Source organism: Rhodovulum steppense (assembly GCF_004339675.1).
GTDB lineage: Bacteria > Pseudomonadota > Alphaproteobacteria > Rhodobacterales > Rhodobacteraceae > Rhodovulum > Rhodovulum steppense.
The window spans coordinates 17,499-38,966 of sequence record NZ_SLVM01000015.1; the positions used below are offsets into that span (position 1 = coordinate 17,499).

A 21,468-nucleotide genomic window follows, 5' to 3' on the forward strand; every position below is an offset into this window, starting at 1 on the left:
GGCCTAGAAATAGGTCGAGACGGCCGCATCCAGCGCGTCGCGCATGTCCGGGTCGTCGGTGATGGGACGGACAAGCGCCATCTGGCAGGCGGCCACCGCCGGGATGCCCTGCGCCATCAGCGACCCGGCATGGATCAGCATGCGCGTGGAAATCCCCTCGTCCAGCCCGTGCCCCTTGAGGTTGCGCGCGCGTTCCGCGATCGACACCAGCTTGTCGGCGTCCTTCGCCTCGATACCCGATTCATGGGCGACGATCTCGACCTCGACCCCGTGGGCGGGATAGTTGAAATCCAGCGCGCCGAAGCGTTGCTTGGTGGACTGTTTCAGGTCCTTCATCAGGCTCTGGTAGCCCGGGTTGTAGCTGATGACGAGGTGGAAATCCGGATGCGCGCGCAGCAATTCCCCTTTCTTCTCAAGGGGAAGGACGCGGCGGTTGTCGGTCAGCGGGTGGATCACCACGGTCGTGTCCTGGCGGGCCTCGACGATTTCGTCCAGGTAACAGATCGCCCCGTGCCGCGCGGCAAAGGTCAGCGGTCCGTCCTGCCAGCGCGTGCCATCGGCATCCAGCAGGAACCGGCCCACGATGTCCGAGGCGGTCATGTCCTCGTTGCAGGCCACCGTGACCAGCGGCTTGCCCAGCTTCCAGGCCATGTGCTCGACAAAGCGGGTCTTGCCGCAGCCCGTGGGGCCTTTCAGCATCACCGGCATCTTGGCGGCATAGGCCGCCTCGAACATCTCGACCTCGTTTGCGACGGGCCGGTAATAGGGTTCGGCCGTCACGCGGTACTGTTCGATCATGTCCTTCATACTCGCCTCCCAGGGGGATGCCCGCCGCGCAGGTCACGCGGCGGGCAAGGGTGCATCAGACCGGCGTGCCGCGATAGACCACCATGTTGGCGCCCTGGCTCTGGCTGAAATTGTTGTAGCCGATCAGGCGGACATGGTTGTCCGGGTTCGCCTCGTGGCAGGCCTTCAGTTCGGCCAGGATCACGTCGACATCGGTTTCCCCGAACATCGGCAGCTTCCACATGTACCAGAAATTCGACATCGCGTATTCCGGCTCGGTGTGCTCGATGGCCGGGTTCCAGCCATGCTTCACGATCCATTCCACCTGCTTGCGGATCTGTGCGTCATCCATCGGCGGCAGGTAGGAAAAGGTGCCCATCTTGCGGCTTGCGGGATCCGACAGCCGCGAATTGTAGTCCTGAACCTTGCTCATTTCTCTCTCTCCCTTCGGGCGATCAGCGGTGCTGGGTGTCCAGCTTGTCCACGGTGTCGAACTCGAACTTGATCTCTTTCCAAGTCTCCATGGCGATCTTCAGTTCGGGGCTGTGCTGGGCGGCGGCGATCAGGATGTCCTTGCCTTCCTTCTCGATCTCGCGGCCCTCGTTGCGGGCCTGCACGCAGGCTTCCAGCGCCACGCGGTTGGCCGCGGCCCCGGCCGCGTTGCCCCAGGGATGGCCCAGCGTGCCGCCGCCGAATTGCAGCACCGAGTCGTTGCCGAAGATCGAGACCAGCGCCGGCATGTGCCAGACATGGATCCCGCCCGAGGCCACCGGGAACAGCCCCGGCATCCCGCCCCAGTCCTGATCGAAGAAGATGCCGCGCGAACGGTCTTCCTTGATGTAGCGGTCGCGCATCAGGTCGATCCAGCCCAGCGTCGCCTCGCGGTCGCCTTCCAGCTTGCCGACGACGGTGCCCGAATGCAGGTGGTCGCCACCCAGCAGGCGCAGCAGCTTGGTCAGCACGCGAAAGTTGATCCCGTGGTTCGGGTTGCGGTCCATCACCGCATGCATGGCGCGGTGGACATGCAGCAGCAGCCCGTTGTCCCGGCACCATTTCGACAGCGAGTTATGCGCGGCCCAGCCCAGCGTCAGGTAGTCCGACATGATGATCGGCGTGCCGATCTCCTTGGCGTATTCGGCGCGCTTGTAGACCTCTTCCATGGTCGGCGCGGTCACGTTCATGTAGTGACCCTTGCGCTCGCCGGTCTCGATCTCGGCCTTCTCGATGGCTTCCTGGCAGAAATCGAAGCGGTCGCGCCAGCGCATGAAGGGCTGGCTGTTGACGTTCTCGTCATCCTTGGTGAAGTCCAGACCGCCGCGCAGGCATTCATAGACGGCCCGGCCGTAATTCTTGGCCGACAGGCCCAGTTTCGGCTTGATCGTGCAGCCCAGCATCGGGCGGCCATACTTGTCCAGCTTGTCGCGCTCGACCTGGATGCCGTGGGGCGGGCCGAAGCAGGTCATCACGAACCACAGCGGGAAGCGCACGTCCTCCAGGCGCAGCGAGCGCACCGCCTTGAAGCCGAACACGTTGCCCACGATCGAGGTGAAGACGTTGACGACCGAGCCTTCCTCGAACAGGTCCATCGGATAGGCGATGAAGGCATAGAAGGCGTCATCGCTGCCGGGCACGTCCTCGATCGCGTAGGCGCGGCCCTTGTAATAGTCCAGATCGGTCAGAAGGTCGGTCCAGACAGTGGTCCATGTGCCGGTCGAGCTTTCGGCCGCGACCGCCGCGGCGGCTTCCTCGCGGTCCACGCCGGGCTGCGGGATCACCTTGAACACGGCCAGAACGTCGCTGTCCTTCACTTTGTAATCGGGTTCCCAATAGGTGGACCGGTATTCCTTCACACCGGCATCGTATTTCTTGGCAGACATGGTGCCTCCTCCGCGAATGATCCGTCTCCCCCGATCCGAGTCGGGTCCGGGGCACTATGGCGGCTTGTGTGACTATGTAAAAATGAATAGTTGTTATTCATGGAATAGACGAAAGCTTATGATCTATGCCCGTCACCATCCGCCAGTTCCGCGTCTTCCAGGCCGTCGCCCGGCATGAAAGCTATACCCGCGCCGCGGAGGAGCTGAACCTGACCCAGCCCGCCGTCTTCGCCCAGGTCCGCCAGCTCGAGGACCGGCTGGGCATGGTATTGCTCGACCGGGTGGGCAAGCGGATGTTCCTGACCGATGCGGGCCGCGTCGTGCTGGAAGGCGCGCGCGAGACGCTCGAAGGGATGGAGCGGATGAAGATGCGGCTGGCCGACATGCGCGGGCTGCGCGAGGGGCGGCTGCGCCTCGCCATCGTGTCCACCGCGCAATATTTCATGCCCCGGCTGCTGGGCGATTTCTGCACCCGCAATCCCGGCATCGAGGTCGCGCTGACCGTCACCAACCGCCAGGCCATGCTGGAACGGCTCGCCGCCAGCGAGGACGATCTCTGCGTTCTGGGCTCCGTGCCCGACGGGCTGGACGTGATCGCCACCGCGATTGCCGACAACCCCATCGTCGCGGTCGCCCGCTACGATCACCCGCTGGTCGCCGAGCGCAACATCGCCCCCGAACGGGTGGCGCTGGAAACCTTCATCCTGCGCGAACCGGGCTCGGGCACAAGGCTTGCCGCCGAACGCTTCTTCCGCGCGCGCGGGCTGATGCTGCCGATGCGGATGGAACTGGGCAGCAACGAGGCGATCAAGCAGGCGGTGATCGGCGGGCTGGGGCTTGCCATGCTGTCGCGCGACACCCTCGCGCTGGAGGGGCAGACCGGCGTGCTCAAGGTGCTGGACCTTGCCGGTTTCCCGCTGATGCGGCAATGGCAGGTCGCCTATCCGCGCGGCAAGCATCTCTCGGTCGCGGCCGAGGCGTTCATGGATCACCTCGTCGCCAATGCCCGCGCCGCGGTCGAGGCCGGCCCCGAACTGCCCCCCGCGCTGCCGGCGGTGGCGACCGCCTGACCCCCGCGCGCCCAGCCCCTTTCCCCGCCCCGGCCTTTGGGCTAGAGACAGGCCCAACCGGCGACCCTGGACAGGCCCCAAAGCGATGAAATTCACCCTCTCCTGGCTCAAGGACCACCTCGAGACCGAGGCGACCCTCGACGACATCCTCCACGCGCTGACCGATCTCGGCCTCGAGGTCGAAGGGGTCGAGAACCCGGCCGTGAAGCTCGAGGAATTCACCATCGGCAAGGTGCTCCGGGCCGAAAAGCACCCCGATGCCGACCGCCTGCGCGTCTGCCAGGTCGCGACCGGGCAGGGCGAGACCCAGATCGTCTGCGGCGCCCCCAATGCCCGCGAGGGCATCACCGTCGTCGTGGCCCATCCCGGCACCTACATTCCCGGCATCGACACGATCATCCAGGTCGGCAGGATCCGCGGCGTCGAAAGCCACGGCATGATGTGTTCCGAACGCGAGATGGAACTTTCCGAGGAACATGACGGCATCATCGAACTGCCCTCGGGCGAGGTCGGCCAGAAATTCACCGACTGGCTGGCGGCAAACGACCCCGCCCGCGTCGATCCGGTGATCGAGATCGCCATCACCCCCAACCGCCCCGACGCGCTGGGCGTCCACGGCATCGCCCGCGACCTTGCCGCCCGCGGCATCGGGCGGCTGAAACCGCTCGCCGTCGACCCCGTCCCGGGCACCCTCCCCTGCCCGATCCCCGTCACCATCGACCCCGCGCTTCGCGACAAGGGCTGCCCGCATTTCACCGGCCGCCTGATCCGCGGCGTGACGAACGGCCCCAGCCCGCAATGGCTTCAGGACCGGCTCAAGGCGATCGGCCTGCGCCCGATCTCGGCGCTGGTCGATATCACGAACTTCTTCACCTATGACCAGAACCGCCCGCTGCATGTCTTCGACGCCGATATCGTCAGGGGCGGGTTGCGCATCCACCCGGCCGCGGGCGGCGAGACGCTGACCGCGCTGGACGACAAGGACTACACCTTCGCCCCCGGCATGATGGTCATTTCCGACGAGGCCGGCCCCGAAAGCATCGCCGGCGTGATGGGCGGCACGCATAGTGGCGTGACCGAGGCCACGGTGAACGTCTTCCTCGAAAGCGCCTGGTGGGATCCGATCACCATCGCCGCGACCGGCCGCGCGCTGCGCATCAATTCGGACGCCCGCTACCGTTTCGAACGCGGCGTGGACCCGGCCCATACCCTGCCCGGGCTCGAGGCCGCCACCCGGATGATCCTTGAGCTTTGCGGCGGCGAGCCGTCCGAGGTGATGGCCGATGGCGCCGCCCCCGACACCGCCCGCGCCTACCGGCTGGACACCGACCGCGTGGCCCGCCTCGTCGGCATGGACATCCCGGCCGAGGACCAGCGCGCCACGCTGACCGCGCTGGGCTTCCGGCTTGCGGGCGACATGGCCCATGTTCCCTCCTGGCGGCCCGACGTGCTGGGCGAGGCCGATCTGGTCGAGGAAGTCGCCCGCGTCGCCTCGCTGACGAAACTGGTGGGCAAGCCGCTGCCGCGCAGCCATCTCGGCGTGCCCAGCGGCATCCTGACGCCGCTGCAGAAACGCGAAGCCGCCGCCCGGCGCAGCTGTGCCGCGCTCGGCTACAACGAATGCGTCACCTATTCCTTCATCGACAAGGCCTCGGCCGCGCTGTTCGGCGGCGGCGATGACGCCACCGCGCTGGAGAACCCGATCTCCAGCGAGATGAGCCACATGCGCCCCGCGCTGCTGCCCGGCCTGTTGCAGGCCGCCGCCCGCAACCAGGCCCGCGGCTTCGCCGATCTGGCGCTGTTCGAGATCGGCCCCGCATTTCACGGCGCCGAACCGGGCGAGCAGCACCTGCTGGCGACCGGCCTGCTGGTCGGCCAGGCCGGACCGCGCGACCCCCATGGCTCGCGCCGCCCGGTCGACATCTACGACGCCAAGGCCGATTGCGAGGCCGTGCTGGCCGCCATCGGCGCGCCCGCCCGCGCGCAGATCCTGCGCGGCGCCCCGGGCTGGTGGCACCCGGGACGGCATGGCATGATCTGCCTCGGCCCGAAGAAGGTGCTGGCCGTCTATGGCGAGCTGCACCCCAAGGTCCTGCGCGCGATGGACGTCAAGGGCCCGGCCATGGCCTTCGCGATCTGGCTTGAGGAACCGCCCTTCCCGCGCAAGACGGGCGCCACGCGCGACGCGCTGGGCGTGTCCGACTTCCAGGCGGTGGAACGCGATTTCGCCTTCGTGCTGGATGCCCGGGTCGAGGCGCTGAACGTGGTCAACGCCGCCGCGGGCGCCGACAAGGCCCTGATCGAGGAGGTCCGCGTCTTCGACGAATTCATCGGCGGCAGCCTCGGCGCGGGCAGGAAATCGCTCGCCATCACCGTGCGGCTGCAACCGGTGGACCGCACGCTGACCGAGGACGAGATCGAGGCGGTCAGCCGCAGGATCGTCGAGAAGGTCGAAAAGGCGACCGGCGGCACGCTGCGGGGCTAGACCGACAGGGCAGGGGGACACGCGCGATGTTCGAGAACCGCACCGAGGCCGGGCACCGCCTGGCCGAGAAACTCGCCGAGGCGGCGCCCGAAAACCCGCTGGTGCTGGCCCTGCCGCGCGGTGGGGTGCCGGTGGCGCTGCCGATCGCCCGGGCGCTGGGCGCGCCGCTGGACCTGGCCTTCGTGCGCAAGATCGGCATGCCGGGCAATCCCGAACTGGCCGCGGGCGCGGTCGTGGACGGCAATGCCCGCGAGGTGGTGTTCAACAGCGACGTTCTGGCCATGACCGGCCTCACCCCCGCCGATTTCGCCCCCGAGGTCGAGCGCAAGCTGGCCGAGATCGCCGCCCGCCGCGCGCTCTATCTGGGCGACCGCCCGCCGCAGAAGATCGCGGGCCGCACGGCGATCGTGGTCGATGACGGCATCGCCACCGGCGCGACCATGCGCGCCGTGCTGCAGGCGCTGCGCAAGCGCGGCCCGATCGAGACCTGGCTTGCCGTGCCCGTCGGCCCGCAGGAAACGATCTGGCAGATGCGCGGCATGACCGACCGGCTGTTCTTCCTCGAGGCGCCGCGCGACTTCCGCGCCGTCGGTTTCCATTACAGGCAGTTCGACCAGGTCGAGGATGACGAGGTCGTGCAGATGCTGCGCGCCGCCTGGGCGGCTGAGGACCAGCGATAGGAGGGCAGGGATGACGTTGAGGGTGTATCTTTCGGGCGAAATCCACACCGACTGGCGCGAGCGGATCGTCGCGGGCGCAACGGGTCTGGACGTGGTCTTCGACGCCCCGGTGACCGATCACGCCGCCAGCGACGATTGCGGCGTGGCGATCCTGGGGCCGGAGGACAAGAAGGTCTGGCACGACCACAAGGGCGCCAGGCTCAACGCGATCCGCACCCGCAAGGGGATCGCGGATGCCGATATCGTGGTGGTCCGCTTCGGCGAGCAATACAGGCAGTGGAACGCGGCCTTCGATGCGGGCTTTGCCGCGGCGCTCGGCAAGTCGCTGATCGTGCTGCACGGCCCCGAACACGCCCACGCGCTCAAGGAGGTGGACGCCGCCGCCCTGGCAGTGGCCGAGCATCCCGAACAGGTCGTGCAGATCCTGCGCTACGTCCTGACCGGCATCTTGCCGGGCTGAGGTCGGGGCAGGGGCGCGCTGCCCCCCGTCCTTGCGGACTCCCCCCGGGATATTTCCGGCCAGAAGAAGGAGAACAGGTCCTTCGGTCTTCTTCTTGGCGAAAATACCCGGATCCTGCGGGTGCCGCAGCGCCGCCGGTCGGGGCAGGGGGGATGCGTCACGCCCGCGGCGGCTGGACCAGCCCGCGCTGCACCGCCGGGCGGGCGAGGAAGCGGTCGAGCCAGGCGTGCAGGTTGGCGAAGTCGGTCCAACCGACCAGGTCGCCCGCCTCATAGCCGACCAGCAGGTTGCGCAGCCAGGGCAGGAGGGCGATATCGGCGATGGAATAGTCGCCGCAGATCCAGGCGCGCCCCTCCATCCGCCTGTCCAGCACCGTCAGCAGGCGCCGGCTTTCCGCGACATAGCGCTCGCGCGGGCGCGGATCCTCGATCTCGGTGCCCTTGAACTTGACGAAGAACCCCATCTGCCCGAACATCGGCCCGACGCCGCCCATCTGGAACATCAGCCATTGCAGCACCTCGTGGCGGGCGCGCGGGGCGGTGGGCAGGAACTGTCCGGTCTTCTCGGCCAGGTAGATCAGGATCGCCCCGCTTTCGAACAGCGCCATGGGCGCGCCGTCCGGCCCCTCGGGGTCGATGATCGCGGGGATCTTGTTGTTGGGGTTGAGCGACAGGAAGGCCCCGGTCATCTGGTCGCCCGCAGTGATGTCGACCCGGTGCGCGTCATAGGGCAGGCCGGTTTCCTCGAGCATGATAGACACCTTGACCCCGTTCGGCGTGGGGTAGGAATAAAGCTGGATCGCCCGCGGATCGCGGGGCGGCCAGCGTTTCGTCACGGGAAAATCGGCAAGCGTCGTCATCGGGTCCTCCGGCGCGGTCATTCCCCGGTCTTGTCGGGGTCCGGGGAAAAAATTGCAACAGGGCCGGGCGGGGCGCGTGTTACGCTTTTCCATCTGTCGCGCGAAGGACGGCAGAGGGACGGATGTACCATTTCCGGTGGAGCACACATGCTGAAGGAATTTCGTGATTTCATCGCCCGGGGCAATGTCATGGACATGGCCGTGGGCATCATCATCGGGGCGGCATTCACCGCCATTGTCACCTCGCTGGTCGAGGACATGATCAACCCGATCATCGGGCTGTTCATCGGCGGCGTCGATTTCTCGGGGCTCGCCCTCAGGGTCGGCGAGGGCGACAATGCGGGCGTCTTCGCCTATGGCAAGTTCATCACCGCGCTGATCAATTTCCTGATCATCGCCTGGGTCGTCTTCCTGTTGGTCAAGGGCGTGAACCGGGTCAAGGAGATGGCGATCAAGGCCGAGAAAGCCGCCGCGCCGCCGCCCGGCCCCAGCCAGGAAGAGTTGCTGATCGAGATCCGCGACGCGCTGAAGGCGCGCGGCTGAGCCCGGCCGGGGCGCCCGGCACCGTCCGGGGGGCGACTCAGACCCGCAGCGCCAGATGCGGCGACAGCACGTCGATGCCCTGCGCCTTGCCCGCGCCATAGCAGGTCAGATGCCCCGAATGGGCGTTCAGCCCGGCCAGCAGGTGCGGATCCTCCTCGCAGGCCCGCCGCCAGCCCTTGTCCGCCAGCGCCAGCAGGAAGGGCATCGTCGCATTGCCCAGCGCCAGGGTCGAGCTGCGCGGCACCGCGCCGGGCATGTTGGCCACGCAGTAATGCACGACCCCGTCCACCTCGTAGATCGGCGCCTGATGCGTCGTGGCGTGCGAGGTTTCGAAACAGCCGCCCTGGTCGATCGCCACATCGACCAGCACCGCGCCGGGTTTCATGCGGGCCAGGTCGGCGCAGGACACCAGCTTCGGCGCCGCGGCGCCGGGGATCAGCACCGCGCCCACCACCATGTCGGCCCGTTCCAGCAATTCCCCCAGCGCCCCGCCCGAAGAATAGCGCGTGCGCATCAGCGGCCCGAAGGCGTCGTCGAGATAGCGCAGCCGCGCCAGCGACCGGTCCAGCACCGTCACCTCGGCCCCCATCCCGGCCGCGATCCTTGCTGCATGGGTTCCGACCACGCCGCCGCCGATCACCACCACCTCGGCCGGACCCACCCCCGGCACGCCGCCCATCAGCACGCCGCGCCCGCCATTGGCCTTTTGCAGCGCCCAGGCGCCGACCTGCGGCGCGAGCCGCCCCGCCACCTCGGACATCGGCGCCAGAAGCGGCAGCCCGCCGCCCGCATCGGTCACCGTTTCATAGGCGATGGCGGTCACGCCGCTGTCCAGCAGGTCGCGGGTCTGGTCGGGATCGGGGGCAAGATGCAGATAGGTGAACAGAACCTGCCCCGCGCGCAGCAGCCTGCGTTCGCCCGCCTGCGGCTCCTTGACCTTCACGACCAGATCTGCGCGGGCAAAGACCTCTTCGGCCGTCTCCGCCAGCATCGCCCCCGCCGCCCGGTAATCGGCATCCGCAAAGCCCGCGCCCAGCCCCGCGCCCTGTTCCACCAGCACCTCATGGCCATGGGCCACCGCTTCGCGCGCGGCGTCCGGCGTCAGCCCGACGCGGTATTCCTGCGGCTTGATCTCCCTCGGGCATCCGATACGCATGGTCTGTCCTCCCTCTTGCCGCGCCCAGAATGCCGCAGCCAGCGGGGGAATGCATCGAAATCCACCCCCTTTCCCGCGTGATTTCGCGGCAGAACCGTGCAAGATTGCCCGCAAAACGCGAAGGATCTTTCACGCGCATGCAGCTTGACGACACCGACCGGCGCCTCTTGCGGGTGCTTCAGAAAGAGGGCCGCATCTCGAATGCCGATCTGAGCGAGCGGGTGAACCTCTCGCCCTCGGCCTGTCACCGCCGCGTCGCCCGGCTGGAACGCGAGGGCTTCATCCGCGATTACGTTGCCCTTCTGGACCCGCGCAAGGTCGACCTCCCCACCACGGTCTTTGTCGAGATCACGCTTTCGGGTCAGGCCGACGAGGTGCTGGAGGCGTTCGAGAAGGCCGTCGCCCGGGTGCCCGACGTGCTGGAATGCCACCTGATGGCGGGCAGCGCCGATTACCTGCTCAAGATCGTGGCCGAGGACAGCGAGGATTTCGCCCGCATCCACCGCCAGCACCTGACCCGCCTGCCCGGCGTGGCGCGGATGCAGTCATCTTTCGCACTCAGGACAGTGTTCAAGACCACCGCCCTGCCGCTATAGGGGGGGCAAACCGGATGGAGGCTGCGATGGGCAAGGACAAGGACAAGCGCAAGGCGATCATCGCCGCGTGCCTCAGGATGAACGCGGTCGGGCTGAACCAGGGCAGTTCCGGCAATATCAGCCTGCGCCACCATGACGGGCTGCTCATCACGCCCAGTTCCATCCCCTACGAGGACATGACGCCCGAGGATATCGTCTTTCTCGACATGGACGGCACGGCGCATGGGGACCGCAAGCCCTCGTCCGAATGGCGCTTTCACCGCGACATCCTGGCCCGCCGCCCCGATCTGGGCGCCGTGGTCCATGCGCATGCGCCCTACTGCACGACGCTGGCGATCCTGCACAGGGAGATCCCCGCGGTGCATTACATGATCGCCGCGGCAGGGGGCGGCACCATCCGCTGCGCGCGCTATGAAACCTTCGGCACGCAGGCGCTGTCGGATGCCGTGATCGAGGCGATGGAGGGGCGCAAGGCCTGCCTGATGGCCCATCACGGCATGATCGCGGCCGAGGCGACGCTGGACCGCGCCATGTGGCTCGCCGTCGAGGTCGAGGCGCTGGCCCGCCAGTATCACGGCGCGCTGCAACTGGGCGACCCGCCGCTTCTGAGCGACGCGCAACTGGCCGAGGCGGTCGCGCAGTTCAGCGCGGGCTACGGGCAGGGTGGACAGGACTGAACCCGGGGCCGCATCGGCCGCGATCTTGCCGGTTTCAGGGCGCCCGCCGCTCCGGAAATGCGCCGCCGCGCCCGCGCCGGGCAGTCGTCCTTTCCGTGCGTCCGGCATCCGGACCGGGTCCGGCCCGATTTCCGGACGGACGGTATCCTGCGCCACCTGGTCGTCGGGCCGTCGCGCCGGGGCCGGGGGCTTGCCTCGCCCGTCCCGACCCCGCCGCGTGACCGGCGACGAGTCGGGCAAAAGGTCCGATGAAAGTCCGATGGAATTCCGATGGAATTCCGATTTCCGCCGCAGCCCGGAGTCCCGGAAACGAAAAACCCCCGGGCCGGAGCCTCGGGGGTCGTCGTACCGGGGCCGAAGCCCCCGTTCGCATGTCGTCGGGACTTACAGAAGCCCTTCGCGCTGGGCTTTCTTGCGCGCCAGCTTCCGGGCACGGCGGATGGCCTCGGCCTTCTCGCGCGCCTTCTTCTCGGACGGTTTCTCGAAATGCTGCTTGAGCTTCATTTCCCGGAACACGCCCTCGCGCTGAAGCTTTTTCTTCAGCGCACGAAGTGCCTGATCGACATTGTTGTCGCGAACGCTTACCTGCATGTGGTTGTCACCACCTTCCTTGTTAGAGTTGCCTTCGTCAGCAGGAGGTGGTCCTATAGCAAAGCACCGCTAACTTGTCTATAGACCGCCCCGGCAACATGGAGGCCAAGCGATGACCGACACGCCGACCGGCATGGAACAGATCAGGGATCAGCTTCTCGACGCGGCGCTGATGCATGTGCCCTTCGACGGCTGGAGCGAGGCCGCCTTTCGCGCCGCCATCTCGGATGCCGGAATCGAGCCGCAGATGGCCCGCGCCGCCTGTCCGCGGGGGGCCGTCGATCTGGCCGCGGCGTTCCACCGGCGCGGCGACGACCTGATGGTGCAGCATCTTCACCGCACCGACCTGACCGAGATGCGTATCCGCGACAAGGTGGGCCTGGCGATCCGCTACCGGATCGAGGCGGCCGAGGACAAGGAACTGGTGCGCCGCGGTGCCACGCTGTTTGCCCTGCCGCAACATGCCGCCGAAGGCTCGCGGCTGGTCTGGGGCACCGCCGACCGGATCTGGACGGCGCTGGGCGATGTCTCGGAAGATGTCAACTGGTACACGAAACGCGCCTCGCTCGCCGCGGTCTACGGCTCGACCGTGCTTTACTGGCTGGGGGACGAGACGCCCGGAGAACAGGCGACCTGGGAATTTCTCGACCGCCGCATCGGCAATGTGATGCAGGTCGAGAAGGCAAAGGCGCAGGCGCGCAAGAACCCGCTGCTCAAGCCCTTCCTGATCGGTCCCGATTTCATCGCCCGCCAGATCAGGCCCCCCCATGCCCGACCGCGCCATCGCATGCCGGGTTGGCTGTCGCCGCGCACGGAGTAAACATGACCCTTCCCGCCACGATGCGCGCTGTCGAGATTTCCGAACCCGGCGGCCCCGAGGTCCTGCGCCTGACCGACCGCCCGGTGCCGGTGCCCGGCGCGGGCGAGATCCTGATCCGGCTGGCCTATGCGGGCGTCAACCGGCCCGATGCGCTGCAACGCGCGGGGCTTTACGCGCCGCCGCCCTGGGCATCCGACCTGCCCGGTCTGGAAGGGGCGGGCGAGGTGGTGGCCATCGGCCCGGATGTCGCGGGTATCGCGGTGGGCGATCAGGTCTGCGCGCTGCTGCCGGGTGGGGGATACGCGGAATACGTCGTCACCCCCGCCGCCCATGCCCTGCCCGTGCCCGAGGGGCTGGACCTGGAACAGGCCGCCTGCCTGCCCGAAACCTTCTTCACCGTCTGGTCCAACGTCTTCATGCGCGGCGGGCTCAAGGCGGGCGAGAGGTTCCTGGTCCATGGCGGGTCGTCGGGCATCGGGACCACCGCGATCCAGTTGGCGCATGTCTTCGGCGCGCGGGTCTTCACGACCGCCGGAAGCGCCGAGAAATGCGCGGCCTGTGTGGCGTTGGGCGCCGAGCGCGCGATCAACTACCGCGAGGAGGATTTCGCCGAGGTCCTGCGCGCCGAGGGCGGCGCCGACCTGATCCTCGACATGGTGGGGGGCGACTACCTGCCCAGGAACGTGCGCGCGCTGGCCGATGAGGGACGGCTGGTGCAGATCGCGTTCCTCAAGGGGTCGAAGGTCGAGTTGAACTTCGCCCAGGTGATGATGCGGCGGCTGACGATCACGGGTTCCACCCTGCGTCCGCAATCCGATCTGGCCAAGGCGCGGATCGCCGACGAGTTGCGCGACAAGGTCTGGCCGCTGATCGCAGCGGGCCGTGTCCGGCCCGTGATGGACAGCGAGTTCCCGCTGGATGACGCCGCCGCCGCCCATGCCCGCATGGAATCCAGCGCCCATGTCGGAAAGATCGTGCTGAGGGTGGCCTGACCGGACCGAGGTTGAGAAATGGTCTGATTCCCAGCCCGACTGGCCGTATTGCGACCGCGCTATCTCCCTGCTCACAGCCGACGCGGTGCATGGACCAATGTGCCAAAATACGGTTGTCGTTTCCGCAGCCGGATCTCGGCTATATGCATTCGGGGAAGGCATTGAGGGTCAGCGGGGGCTGGCGGCGGGCTCCGCCTATTCGCGGGTAGGCCGACAACACCCCATCCGGGCTACCGGATCGGATCCATCTGCGCATCGCGCAACTCGCAATCCTCGACCACGTCATCGCCGCAAAGCCGGGGTTTCATGTCGCGTGTCAAGCATAGCCGCGCCTCCTGGATGCGGCCCGCCTTGCAGGTGATCGTCAGCATGTCGGGCCGCCAGGTGGGGTTTGCTTGCAGGAAGGTTTCCTCAACCACGGCTGCTGGTAAGCGTACATTGTCGGACAGCTTTCGGAACGCATCTGGCCGGTTCACCGCCATATAGGCGCGCCGGGAAAGGGCGTAATATTCGCTTGTCGACAGGCCCGAGCAGCGTCCGTGCTTGTTCCACTGGTGCCAGGCCAGGCCGGCACTGCCCATGATGTCGGCCATCGCCCGTGTCTCGGCGCGGGTGGGGCCTGGTTCCGCGGTCGGACAGTAGCTCGGCCAGCCGCGTTCGTATTGTGGCCAGAGCCCGTGCAACACCCAGCCATGCCCCGTCCCCGGCTCGCATTGCGGGCTGCCACGCGCGTCGCCCTCCAGGGCACACCATGTGGGCGACCAACTCAGCGACAACACATAATAGTCGAAATTTCCGGATTCCTCGCCTGCGGCGCGGGTGATCGTGGCGGTCAGGATCAGCAGGACAAGCCAGCGCATTTTCTCTTTTCTCCCGGCCCGTAGCCGACTATACAGGCGTCCAATCTCCCCGAAAACGAGGATCGGCGCCAGAGCGGCGCAGCCGTTTTCCCGGCTGGGGAGACCGTTGTTCGAGAGGAGTTGAACCCATGAACAAGCCGATCATGGCAAAGGCCACCGCTGTCTGGCTGGTAGACAACACGACGCTGACATTCAAGCAGATCGCTGATTTTTGCGGCATGCACGAGCTCGAGGTTCAGGGGATCGCTGATGGCGACGTGGCCGCGGGCGTCAAGGGATTTGACCCGGTCGCCAACAACCAGCTCGACCCCATCGAGATCGAGAAGGGCGAGAAGGATCCGCTCTACAAGCTGCGGCTCAAGTTCAACCCCGCCGCGGTCGGCGAGGAAAAGCGCCGCGGTCCGCGCTATACGCCGCTGTCCAAGCGGCAGGACCGCCCGGCAGCGATCCTGTGGCTGGTCAAGTTCCATCCCGAACTGGCCGACAGCCAGATCGCCAAGCTGGTCGGCACCACCAAGCCGACGATCCAGACGATTCGCGAGCGCACGCACTGGAACATCTCGAACATCCAGCCGATCGACCCGGTGGCGCTGGGGCTGTGTCGGCAGAGCGAACTGGACGCCGCCGTGCACAAGGCGGCGAGGAAAAAGGCCGCCGAAGGCGGGCTGATGTCGGATGACGAGCGGCGCAAGCTGGTCTCGACCGAGCAGTCGCTCGACATGGCGCCCGAGCCGCGCCTGCCCACGGCGATCTCGGGTCTGGAAACCTTCTCGCTGACGCGCCATGACGAAGAGGACGAGGACAAGGACCTGCCCGACGCGGACAGCTTCTTCAACCTGCCCGACAGTGACGACGAGGATGACGACGAGACCGGCCAGGGGCACGGGCGCTGAGCGCCCGCCGCCTTCCGCGGCGGTCTACATGCCGAGGCTTTGCAGATAGGCGATGACATCCGCCCGGTCGCTGGCCCGGCGCATCCCGGCATAGGTCATCGCGGTGCCGCGGGCAAAGCCCTGGGGATTGGTGATCAGGGCGTCGATCCGCTCCGGCGTCCAGACGCCCTCGATCGCCGAGAACGCGGCGGAATAGCGGAAATCGTCGAAACTGGCCACATCGCGGCCCACGACCCCGTAAAGCGAGGGGCCGACGCCGTGAACGCCTTCCTCGACCCGGTGGCAGGCCTGGCATTCGCGGAACAGGCGCTCGCCACTGGCGGCACTGGCATTGGCCAGCAGCTCTTCGAAGCTGGGCGCTTCGGCAGCGGCCTCGGCGGGGGCGTCGTCGGCAAGGATGACATAGGCGGGCTGTTCGAGGCCCCGTTGGGTGTAAAGCGCGCCCGCAGCCAAGTTCATCACATAGAAGATAGCCAGCGCAAGGCACAGTGCGGCCACGGATTTCAGCACGCCAATCAAGGCCGACATCGCGATTTTCCCCTTTTTCCCGATCCCTTCCTAAGCGCTTCAACTTGCGTATTGCAAGGTTTATCAACCCTCGGAACATCCCCCGGAACCGAACGAGGAGCGGCCGCCGCATGACCCGACGCATCGCCTTTCAGGGAGAGCCCGGCGCCTATTCGCACCAGGCCTGCCATGACGCCCGCCCCGAGATGGAGGCCGTGCCCTGCCGCACCTTCGAGGACGTGATCGACGCGGCCCGCAGCGGTGCTGCGGATCTGGCGATGCTGCCGGTCGAGAACTCGACCTATGGGCGGGTGGCCGACATTCACCAGCTCCTGCCCGATTCCGGGCTGCATATCGTTGACGAGGCCTTCGTGCGGGTGCATATCAACCTTCTGGGCGTGCCCGGCGCGCGGCTGGACGGGATCACCCACGCGATGAGCCACACGGTCCTTCTGGGCCAGTGCCGCGACTTCCTGCGCGCCCATGGCATCCATCGGGTGACCGCGGCGGATACGGCCGGGTCCGCGCGCCATGTCGCCCAGACCGGGGACCGCACGCTGGCGGCCCTTGCCGGCGATCTGGCGGCCGAGATCTACGGGCTGGACATCCTCGCCCGCCATATCGAGGATCACGACAAGAACACCACCCGCTTCCTGCTGATGGCGCGCGAGCCCGACCGGTCCCGCCGCGGCGATCTGGGGATGATGACGACCTTCGTCTTCCAGGTCCGCAACATCCCGGCCGCGCTTTACAAGGCGATGGGGGGCTTTGCCACCAACGGGGTGAACATGACCAAGCTGGAAAGCTACATGGTCGACGGCTCGTTCACCGCGACCCAGTTCTACGCCGATATCGAGGGCCATCCCGAGGATCCGAATGTCAGGCTGGCGCTTGAGGAACTGGACTATTTCACCACCAAGCTGGAAATCCTCGGCGTCTACCCGGCGGACCGCAAGCGCCACTAGGGCGCTGTCGGGCGGGTCAGACGCGGTGGAACCGGCCCGCCTCAATGTCGCGGGCAAGGCGCGCGACACCGGTCCTGAACCGCTCCGTCATGCGCCCCTTGGCCAGGCGGATCGTCTGAAGCAGAAGCCGCGCCTGTATGGTCTGGGGATGCAGGTCGATGGCGACCGCCAGCCGGGTCCGTGCCGGGGCCAGTCGAACCAGATCGACGGTGCCGATGCTGGACAGGCCGCTGACGGTGGTCTGGACGACCAGGGTCTCGGGCGGCAGGAACCTGGTCAGTTCCGAGCGCGCCGACCGGGGCGCGCCGCGAAAGGTGAACTGCCCCGCCCATGTCATGCCCGGCCCCGGCGCCGCCAGCGTGTCCAGCCGCGTGATCTCGGCGCCGCGGCGCAGCGCGGCCCGTTCCAGCCGCTCGAAATCCGTGATGACGGCAAAGACTTCCTCGATGGGAAGACCGATATCCTCACGCGTCGAGAACTTCATGGCACCTCCGGAGCCCCGTTTCGTTGTCGCGTCAATCCAGCCGGTCTGCAAGCCACAATCGCAGGATGTGATGCGCGATGGCGCCCTTGCGCGCGGGCAGGATGTCCTCGCGCTCGCCCGCCAGGGATGCCAGCAATTCCTCGCGGCTGACCCAGCGCGCCGCCTCCAGTTCCACGGGGTCGAGCGTGATCTCGCGGGTGGTGGCGCGGCCATGGCAGCCGATCATCAGCGAGGACGGGAAGGGCCAGGGCTGGCTGGCCAGGTAACCGACCTCGGCCACCGCGATCCCGGCCTCCTCGGCCACCTCGCGGCGCACCGCGGCCTCGACGGTCTCGCCCGGCTCGACGAACCCGGCCAGCAGCGAGAACATGCCCTCGGGCCAGCCCGGCCCGCGCCCCAGCAGCACGGAATTGCCATGGGTTATCAGCATGATGACCACGGGATCGGTGCGCGGGAAATGGGTGGCGCCGCAGGCCGGGCAGGCGCGCTGCCAGCCGACCTGGACGGCCCGGCTCTCGGCGCCGCAGCGGGCGCAGAACCGGTGCGTGGCATGCCAGCCCAGCACCGCCCGCGCCGTGGCGGCCAGTTCCGCGTCGAGCGGCGTCAGCCGGGTCATCACGCGCCGCAGATCGGTAAAGGCATGGGTCTCGGGCAGGCCGGGATGGCGCTGTTCCGAAGGGTCGAGAAACGCGCCCAGCGTGTCGGGCAACTCCGGCGGCACCCAGTCCGACAGGTCCACCGCAAGGCGCGCCGCGCCCCCGGCCAGGCCCAGGAAGACGGTCTCTCCGCCCGTCGCGCCAAGGACCGGATGATCCGGCGCGATCCAGCCCAGACCGTCCGGGCCGACCAGCGGCTTGCCCTGCCACAGCGGCAATGCGCGCGCCTGCGGGGCGGCGCGCAGCCCGGCCAGCGCGACGGCGTCCATGCGCAGCGCCGCGGCGCGGTCCAGACCGCCGCCCCCGAATGTCACCTGCTCTGCCAGACGCATGTCCCGCCTCCCGGTTCCGGCCTTCGCCCGGCGTGCCATGCCCGGTCGGGCAAGGAAAGTCCGTTCGCCTTATGCGGTAGTTGATCTTTGCATTGAACTCCTTCAGGATGTAGCTTCAGACACATGACAAGGTGATGTGCCAGTTCTGGTTCGGCGGATCGTGTCGGGGTTGTCCTGTGTTAGACAATTGGGAAACAACCTCAACCGCCAGGTCATTCCGACCGGCGTCGCTGCGGAAAGAGACGTTGAGCACGCTGCATTCCTTCTCCAGGCGGGCTGCCGCGCATCAGGCGCATCTGCGTCTGATGGGGACTACGGATCTTCACGTCCATATCTATCCCTACGACTATTTCACGGATCAACCGGTCGACACTGTGGGTTTGGCGCGCACCGCCGCCCATATTTCCCGTATTCGCGCCGAGGCGACAAACGCGATGCTGTTTGACAATGGCGATTTTCTGCAGGGCAATCCTATGGGCGATTACATCGCCTATGAACGGGGCATGCAGGACGGCGACATGCATCCGATCATCCAGGCGATGAACGCGGTTGGCTTCGACGCCTCGACGCTGGGCAATCACGAATTCAACTACGGGCTCGATTTCGCCATGCGCTCGATCGCGGGGGCCGAGTTTCCGGTGATCTCGGCCAATATCGTGCGCGAGTTGGGGACCTGTCCGACCGAGGATGTGCCGCTGGTTCCGCCCTATGTCATCCTCGGCCGGATGCTGACCGACGGGGAGGGGGACGTGCATCCGATCCGGGTGGGCGTGATCGGGTTTGCGCCGCCCCAGGTGATGACCTGGGACCGTCGCCATCTGGAGGGCAAGATTCTCGCACGCGACATCGTCGAGACGGCGCGCGCCTGGGTGCCGGAGATCAAGGCGCAGGGCGCGGATATCGTGATCGCGCTGAACCATTCGGGCATCGGCGAGCCGGGCCATGTCGCGGGGCAGGAGAATGCGGCCGTGCCGCTTGCCACGGTCGAGGGGCTGGACGTGGTCATGGCCGGCCATCAGCATCTGCTGTTTCCCGGCCCCGGATTCGAGGGAATCGCGGGCGTCGATCCTACGAAGGGCACGATCCATGGCAAGCCCGCGGTGATGGGCGGGTTCTGGGGGTCGCATCTGGGCGTGATCGACCTGCTTCTCGATCGTGCGGACGGCGAGTGGCGGATCGTCGGGCATGAAAGCGCGTTGCGCTCGATCTCGCGCCGGAATGAGGATCGAACGATCACGCCGCTGGTCGAGAGCGAGCGCAACGTGCTCGATGCCGTTGCCAAGGAACACCGCGCAACGCTGCGCTACATCCGCCGTGCGGTGGGGCGCACCTCGGTGCCGCTGTTCAGCTATTTCGCGCTGGTGGCTGATGATCCCTCAGTGCAACTCGTTACGAATGCCCAGATGTGGTGTGCCGCTGCGATGCTCAAGGACACGCCGCATGAGGGGTTGCCGCTGCTTTCGGCGGCTGCGCCGCTCAAGGCGGGCGGTCGTGCGGGCCCGGACCACTATACGGACGTGCCGGCGGGTGACATCGCGATCAAGCATGTGGCCGATCTGTACCTGTTTCCCAACACGTTGCGCGCGGTGCGGGTCAGGGGGGCAGAGTTGCGCGGCTGGCTGGAGCGATCGGCGGGCCTGTTCAACCGCATCGTGCCGGGCGGGCGTGATCAGCCGCTGTTGAACTCAGACTTTGCAAGTTACCATTTCGATGTGATCGACGGTGTGGACTACCGGATCGACCTCAGCCAGCCCTCCCGTTTCGATCCGAAGGGCCACCTGACCGATCCGGGGGCGAGGAGGATCGTGGACCTGACCTGGCAGGGGCGGCCGGTGACCGATGACATGGAGTTCGTAATTGCGACCAACAGCTATCGCGCGGGTGGGGGGGGAGAGTTCCCGGGCGCGATGGGCGACACGGTCATTCTTGAGGCCCCGGACACTATCCGCGACGTGATCGTGCGCTACATTGCTGAGCAGGGCACCATCGACCCGAGGGCCGACAACAACTGGGGCTTTGCGCCGATGCCGGGGACGACCGTTCTGTTCGACACCGGTCCACGGGCGGTTCGCTATCTGGACCAGATGACCGCGGTGGAACTGGAGTTCGCAGGCGACGGGCCGGGCGGGTTCATCCGTTTTCGACTCGCGCTATAGGAGAATGCCTTTGCGTCCACATGTTATTTCCATATTAGAAATATAACTGCCTCGGATCGGAAACGATTGCGCCTCAATGCGAATTGCCACAGTTCTGCCCCTGTGTTACCGCAGGGGCTACAATTTTATGGCGACAATATGGCAGTGGAGGCTCCCGTGAAGAATTCCCTTTCTATCCCAGTCGTTCTGGCGGCGCTGAGCTGCGCTACGCTGGCTGAGGCGTCCACACTTTCTTTCGATGCGCTCAAGGTGACGATTACTGCCGTCGGAACTGCGGCCTGGGGCGAGGTCGACATGACTCGCAGCACCGACCTGCCCTCGGGCGCGGCCTGGCAGGCCGGAACCGCGATCACGGAACTTCCGACCGCGGAGTTCGGCATCGACAATGGCCCCGACCGCGATCTTGATCCCTGCCGCTTCGCCTGCTCGCCCTTCTATGGCGGTGTCTACGAGGTCGAGGCCACCTATTCCGGCGAGGACGTCGGCGCGCTGGGCCCGCTCGGCTGGGAGACGACGCCGTTCTGGACGGTTTTCGCGCCCACCGACGTTCCTGAGGGCTCGCGGAACGAGGCCGTGCTGAAATTCGGCTCGACGCGCTCCGTCCTGTCGCTGCTCTGGGGCTCGCCCGACAACGATAACCTGGTCGAGTTCCTGCTGGGCGACGCGGTCGTGGGCACGTTCTGGGGCGCCGATTTCCTCTCGTTCAGCGATTTCGAGATCGTCAAGCACCCGGGGCAGGGCGCCGTTCATGTCTCCTTCTCCGGCATCGACTTCGACGCGGTCCGGTTCTCGGCCTATATGGGCGGCGGGTCTTTCGAGTTCAGCAACGTCGTTGCGCCGGTTCCGCTTCCGGCGGGTGCGCTCTTGCTGCTGACCGGGCTCGGTGCCCTGGCAGCGGCACGCCGGGCGCGCGACTGAAGCCACCGAACGGCCCGGGCCGGGGGCTGAACCCGGCCCCGTCTGCCCTTTTCGCCGATGCTGGAATTTTCCCGCGATCCGTGGTCAAATGCCGCAGGGAAAGGC

At 67.0% G+C, this 21,468-nt stretch carries 23 protein-coding genes; 13 read left to right on the top strand and 10 right to left on the bottom strand.

The genetic code is table 11. The features are described from left to right. Positions 1-3: 3 nt before the first annotated feature. Genes EV216_RS11165 through EV216_RS11175 form a run of 3 tightly spaced genes read right to left on the bottom strand, consistent with a single transcriptional unit; the run spans position 4 to position 2,663 of the window. Positions 4-807: a CbbQ/NirQ/NorQ/GpvN family protein gene (locus EV216_RS11165; RefSeq protein WP_132695482.1), complete on the bottom strand. Its 804-nt coding sequence runs from the start codon at positions 805-807 to the stop codon at positions 4-6. 55 nt (positions 808-862) lie between these two features. Further along, positions 863-1,219: a ribulose bisphosphate carboxylase small subunit gene (locus EV216_RS11170; RefSeq protein ID WP_132695484.1), complete on the bottom strand. Its 357-nt coding sequence runs from the start codon at positions 1,217-1,219 to the stop codon at positions 863-865. 22 nt (positions 1,220-1,241) lie between these two features. Continuing rightward, positions 1,242-2,663: a form I ribulose bisphosphate carboxylase large subunit gene (locus tag EV216_RS11175; protein ID WP_132695486.1), complete on the bottom strand. Its 1,422-nt coding sequence runs from the start codon at positions 2,661-2,663 to the stop codon at positions 1,242-1,244. A 125-nt stretch (positions 2,664-2,788) separates the two neighbouring features. Between EV216_RS11175 and EV216_RS11180 the strand changes: the two genes are divergently transcribed. The 4 genes from EV216_RS11180 (at position 2,789) to EV216_RS11195 (ending at position 7,358) form a co-directional block, all read left to right on the top strand. Continuing rightward, on the top strand, positions 2,789-3,733 hold the full coding sequence (locus EV216_RS11180) for a LysR family transcriptional regulator (RefSeq protein ID WP_132695488.1): 945 nt from the start codon (positions 2,789-2,791) through the stop codon (positions 3,731-3,733). Between the two features lie 85 nt (positions 3,734-3,818). Further along, positions 3,819-6,218 (top strand): phenylalanine--tRNA ligase subunit beta, encoded by a 2,400-nt coding sequence (gene pheT / locus EV216_RS11185; protein WP_132695490.1) that lies wholly within the window; start codon positions 3,819-3,821, stop codon positions 6,216-6,218. Positions 6,219-6,244: 26 nt separating this feature from the next. Further along, positions 6,245-6,898: a phosphoribosyltransferase gene (locus tag EV216_RS11190; protein WP_132695491.1), complete on the top strand. Its 654-nt coding sequence runs from the start codon at positions 6,245-6,247 to the stop codon at positions 6,896-6,898. A 10-nt stretch (positions 6,899-6,908) separates the two neighbouring features. After that, a complete protein-coding gene (locus EV216_RS11195; protein WP_132695493.1) occupies positions 6,909-7,358 on the top strand; it encodes a YtoQ family protein in 450 nt (149 codons plus the stop codon). A 157-nt stretch (positions 7,359-7,515) separates the two neighbouring features. Here EV216_RS11195 and EV216_RS11200 read toward each other — a convergent pair whose 3' ends face one another. After that, positions 7,516-8,217, bottom strand: a complete 702-nt coding sequence (locus EV216_RS11200) for a glutathione S-transferase N-terminal domain-containing protein (protein ID WP_132695596.1) — start codon at positions 8,215-8,217, stop codon at positions 7,516-7,518. A gap of 147 nt (positions 8,218-8,364) precedes the next feature. On the opposite strand from EV216_RS11200, the gene mscL reads away from it, so the two are divergent. After that, complete coding sequence (gene mscL, locus EV216_RS11205; protein WP_132695495.1) at positions 8,365-8,760, top strand: large-conductance mechanosensitive channel protein MscL; 396 nt, start codon at positions 8,365-8,367, stop codon at positions 8,758-8,760. Between the two features lie 37 nt (positions 8,761-8,797). Here mscL and ald read toward each other — a convergent pair whose 3' ends face one another. Further along, positions 8,798-9,916 (bottom strand): alanine dehydrogenase, encoded by a 1,119-nt coding sequence (gene ald, locus EV216_RS11210; RefSeq protein WP_132695497.1) that lies wholly within the window; start codon positions 9,914-9,916, stop codon positions 8,798-8,800. Between the two features lie 137 nt (positions 9,917-10,053). On the opposite strand from ald, the gene EV216_RS11215 reads away from it, so the two are divergent. Both EV216_RS11215 and EV216_RS11220 read left to right on the top strand, forming a co-directional pair. Next, positions 10,054-10,512 carry an Lrp/AsnC family transcriptional regulator gene (locus EV216_RS11215; RefSeq protein ID WP_132695499.1) on the top strand — a complete coding sequence of 153 codons (459 nt, stop codon included), beginning with the start codon at positions 10,054-10,056 and terminating at the stop codon, positions 10,510-10,512. 26 nt (positions 10,513-10,538) lie between these two features. Beyond that, positions 10,539-11,189 (top strand): class II aldolase/adducin family protein, encoded by a 651-nt coding sequence (locus EV216_RS11220; protein ID WP_132695501.1) that lies wholly within the window; start codon positions 10,539-10,541, stop codon positions 11,187-11,189. A 384-nt stretch (positions 11,190-11,573) separates the two neighbouring features. Here EV216_RS11220 and rpsU read toward each other — a convergent pair whose 3' ends face one another. Further along, positions 11,574-11,780 carry a 30S ribosomal protein S21 gene (gene rpsU, locus EV216_RS11225; RefSeq protein WP_005614280.1) on the bottom strand — a complete coding sequence of 69 codons (207 nt, stop codon included), beginning with the start codon at positions 11,778-11,780 and terminating at the stop codon, positions 11,574-11,576. 112 nt (positions 11,781-11,892) lie between these two features. Here rpsU and EV216_RS11230 point away from each other — a divergent pair, with 112 nt between their 5' ends. Together EV216_RS11230 and EV216_RS11235 are read left to right on the top strand one after the other, a co-directional pair. Beyond that, positions 11,893-12,600, top strand: a complete 708-nt coding sequence (locus EV216_RS11230; RefSeq protein WP_207893999.1) for a COQ9 family protein — start codon at positions 11,893-11,895, stop codon at positions 12,598-12,600. 2 nt (positions 12,601-12,602) lie between these two features. After that, on the top strand, positions 12,603-13,592 hold the full coding sequence (locus EV216_RS11235) for an NAD(P)H-quinone oxidoreductase (protein WP_132695503.1): 990 nt from the start codon (positions 12,603-12,605) through the stop codon (positions 13,590-13,592). Between the two features lie 230 nt (positions 13,593-13,822). Here EV216_RS11235 and EV216_RS11240 read toward each other — a convergent pair whose 3' ends face one another. Further along, positions 13,823-14,452 (bottom strand): ribonuclease T2 family protein, encoded by a 630-nt coding sequence (locus EV216_RS11240; RefSeq protein WP_132695504.1) that lies wholly within the window; start codon positions 14,450-14,452, stop codon positions 13,823-13,825. A gap of 128 nt (positions 14,453-14,580) precedes the next feature. Here EV216_RS11240 and EV216_RS11245 point away from each other — a divergent pair, with 128 nt between their 5' ends. Then, entirely contained in the window at positions 14,581-15,345 is a 765-nt protein-coding gene (locus EV216_RS11245; protein ID WP_132695506.1) for a DUF1013 domain-containing protein, read from the top strand. 24 nt (positions 15,346-15,369) lie between these two features. Here the strand turns inward: EV216_RS11245 and EV216_RS11250 are convergent, their stop codons facing one another. Then, the gene (locus EV216_RS11250) at positions 15,370-15,873 is read right to left on the bottom strand and encodes a c-type cytochrome (protein ID WP_132695508.1); all 504 of its coding nucleotides are present in this window, start codon (positions 15,871-15,873) and stop codon (positions 15,370-15,372) included. Positions 15,874-15,983: 110 nt separating this feature from the next. Between EV216_RS11250 and EV216_RS11255 the strand changes: the two genes are divergently transcribed. Beyond that, positions 15,984-16,817 (top strand): prephenate dehydratase, encoded by an 834-nt coding sequence (locus EV216_RS11255; RefSeq protein ID WP_132695510.1) that lies wholly within the window; start codon positions 15,984-15,986, stop codon positions 16,815-16,817. A gap of 16 nt (positions 16,818-16,833) precedes the next feature. Here EV216_RS11255 and EV216_RS11260 read toward each other — a convergent pair whose 3' ends face one another. Beyond that, positions 16,834-17,301, bottom strand: a complete 468-nt coding sequence (locus EV216_RS11260) for an SRPBCC family protein (protein WP_132695512.1) — start codon at positions 17,299-17,301, stop codon at positions 16,834-16,836. A gap of 31 nt (positions 17,302-17,332) precedes the next feature. Next, a complete protein-coding gene (gene nudC, locus EV216_RS11265; RefSeq protein ID WP_132695514.1) occupies positions 17,333-18,289 on the bottom strand; it encodes an NAD(+) diphosphatase in 957 nt (318 codons plus the stop codon). A gap of 134 nt (positions 18,290-18,423) precedes the next feature. Here nudC and EV216_RS11270 point away from each other — a divergent pair, with 134 nt between their 5' ends. Next, positions 18,424-20,445, top strand: coding sequence for a bifunctional 2',3'-cyclic-nucleotide 2'-phosphodiesterase/3'-nucleotidase (locus tag EV216_RS11270; protein WP_132695515.1), 2,022 nt, complete (start codon positions 18,424-18,426; stop codon positions 20,443-20,445). A gap of 156 nt (positions 20,446-20,601) precedes the next feature. Beyond that, entirely contained in the window at positions 20,602-21,363 is a 762-nt protein-coding gene (locus tag EV216_RS11275) for an Npun_F0296 family exosortase-dependent surface protein (RefSeq protein ID WP_207894000.1), read from the top strand. Positions 21,364-21,468: the final 105 nt, after the last annotated feature.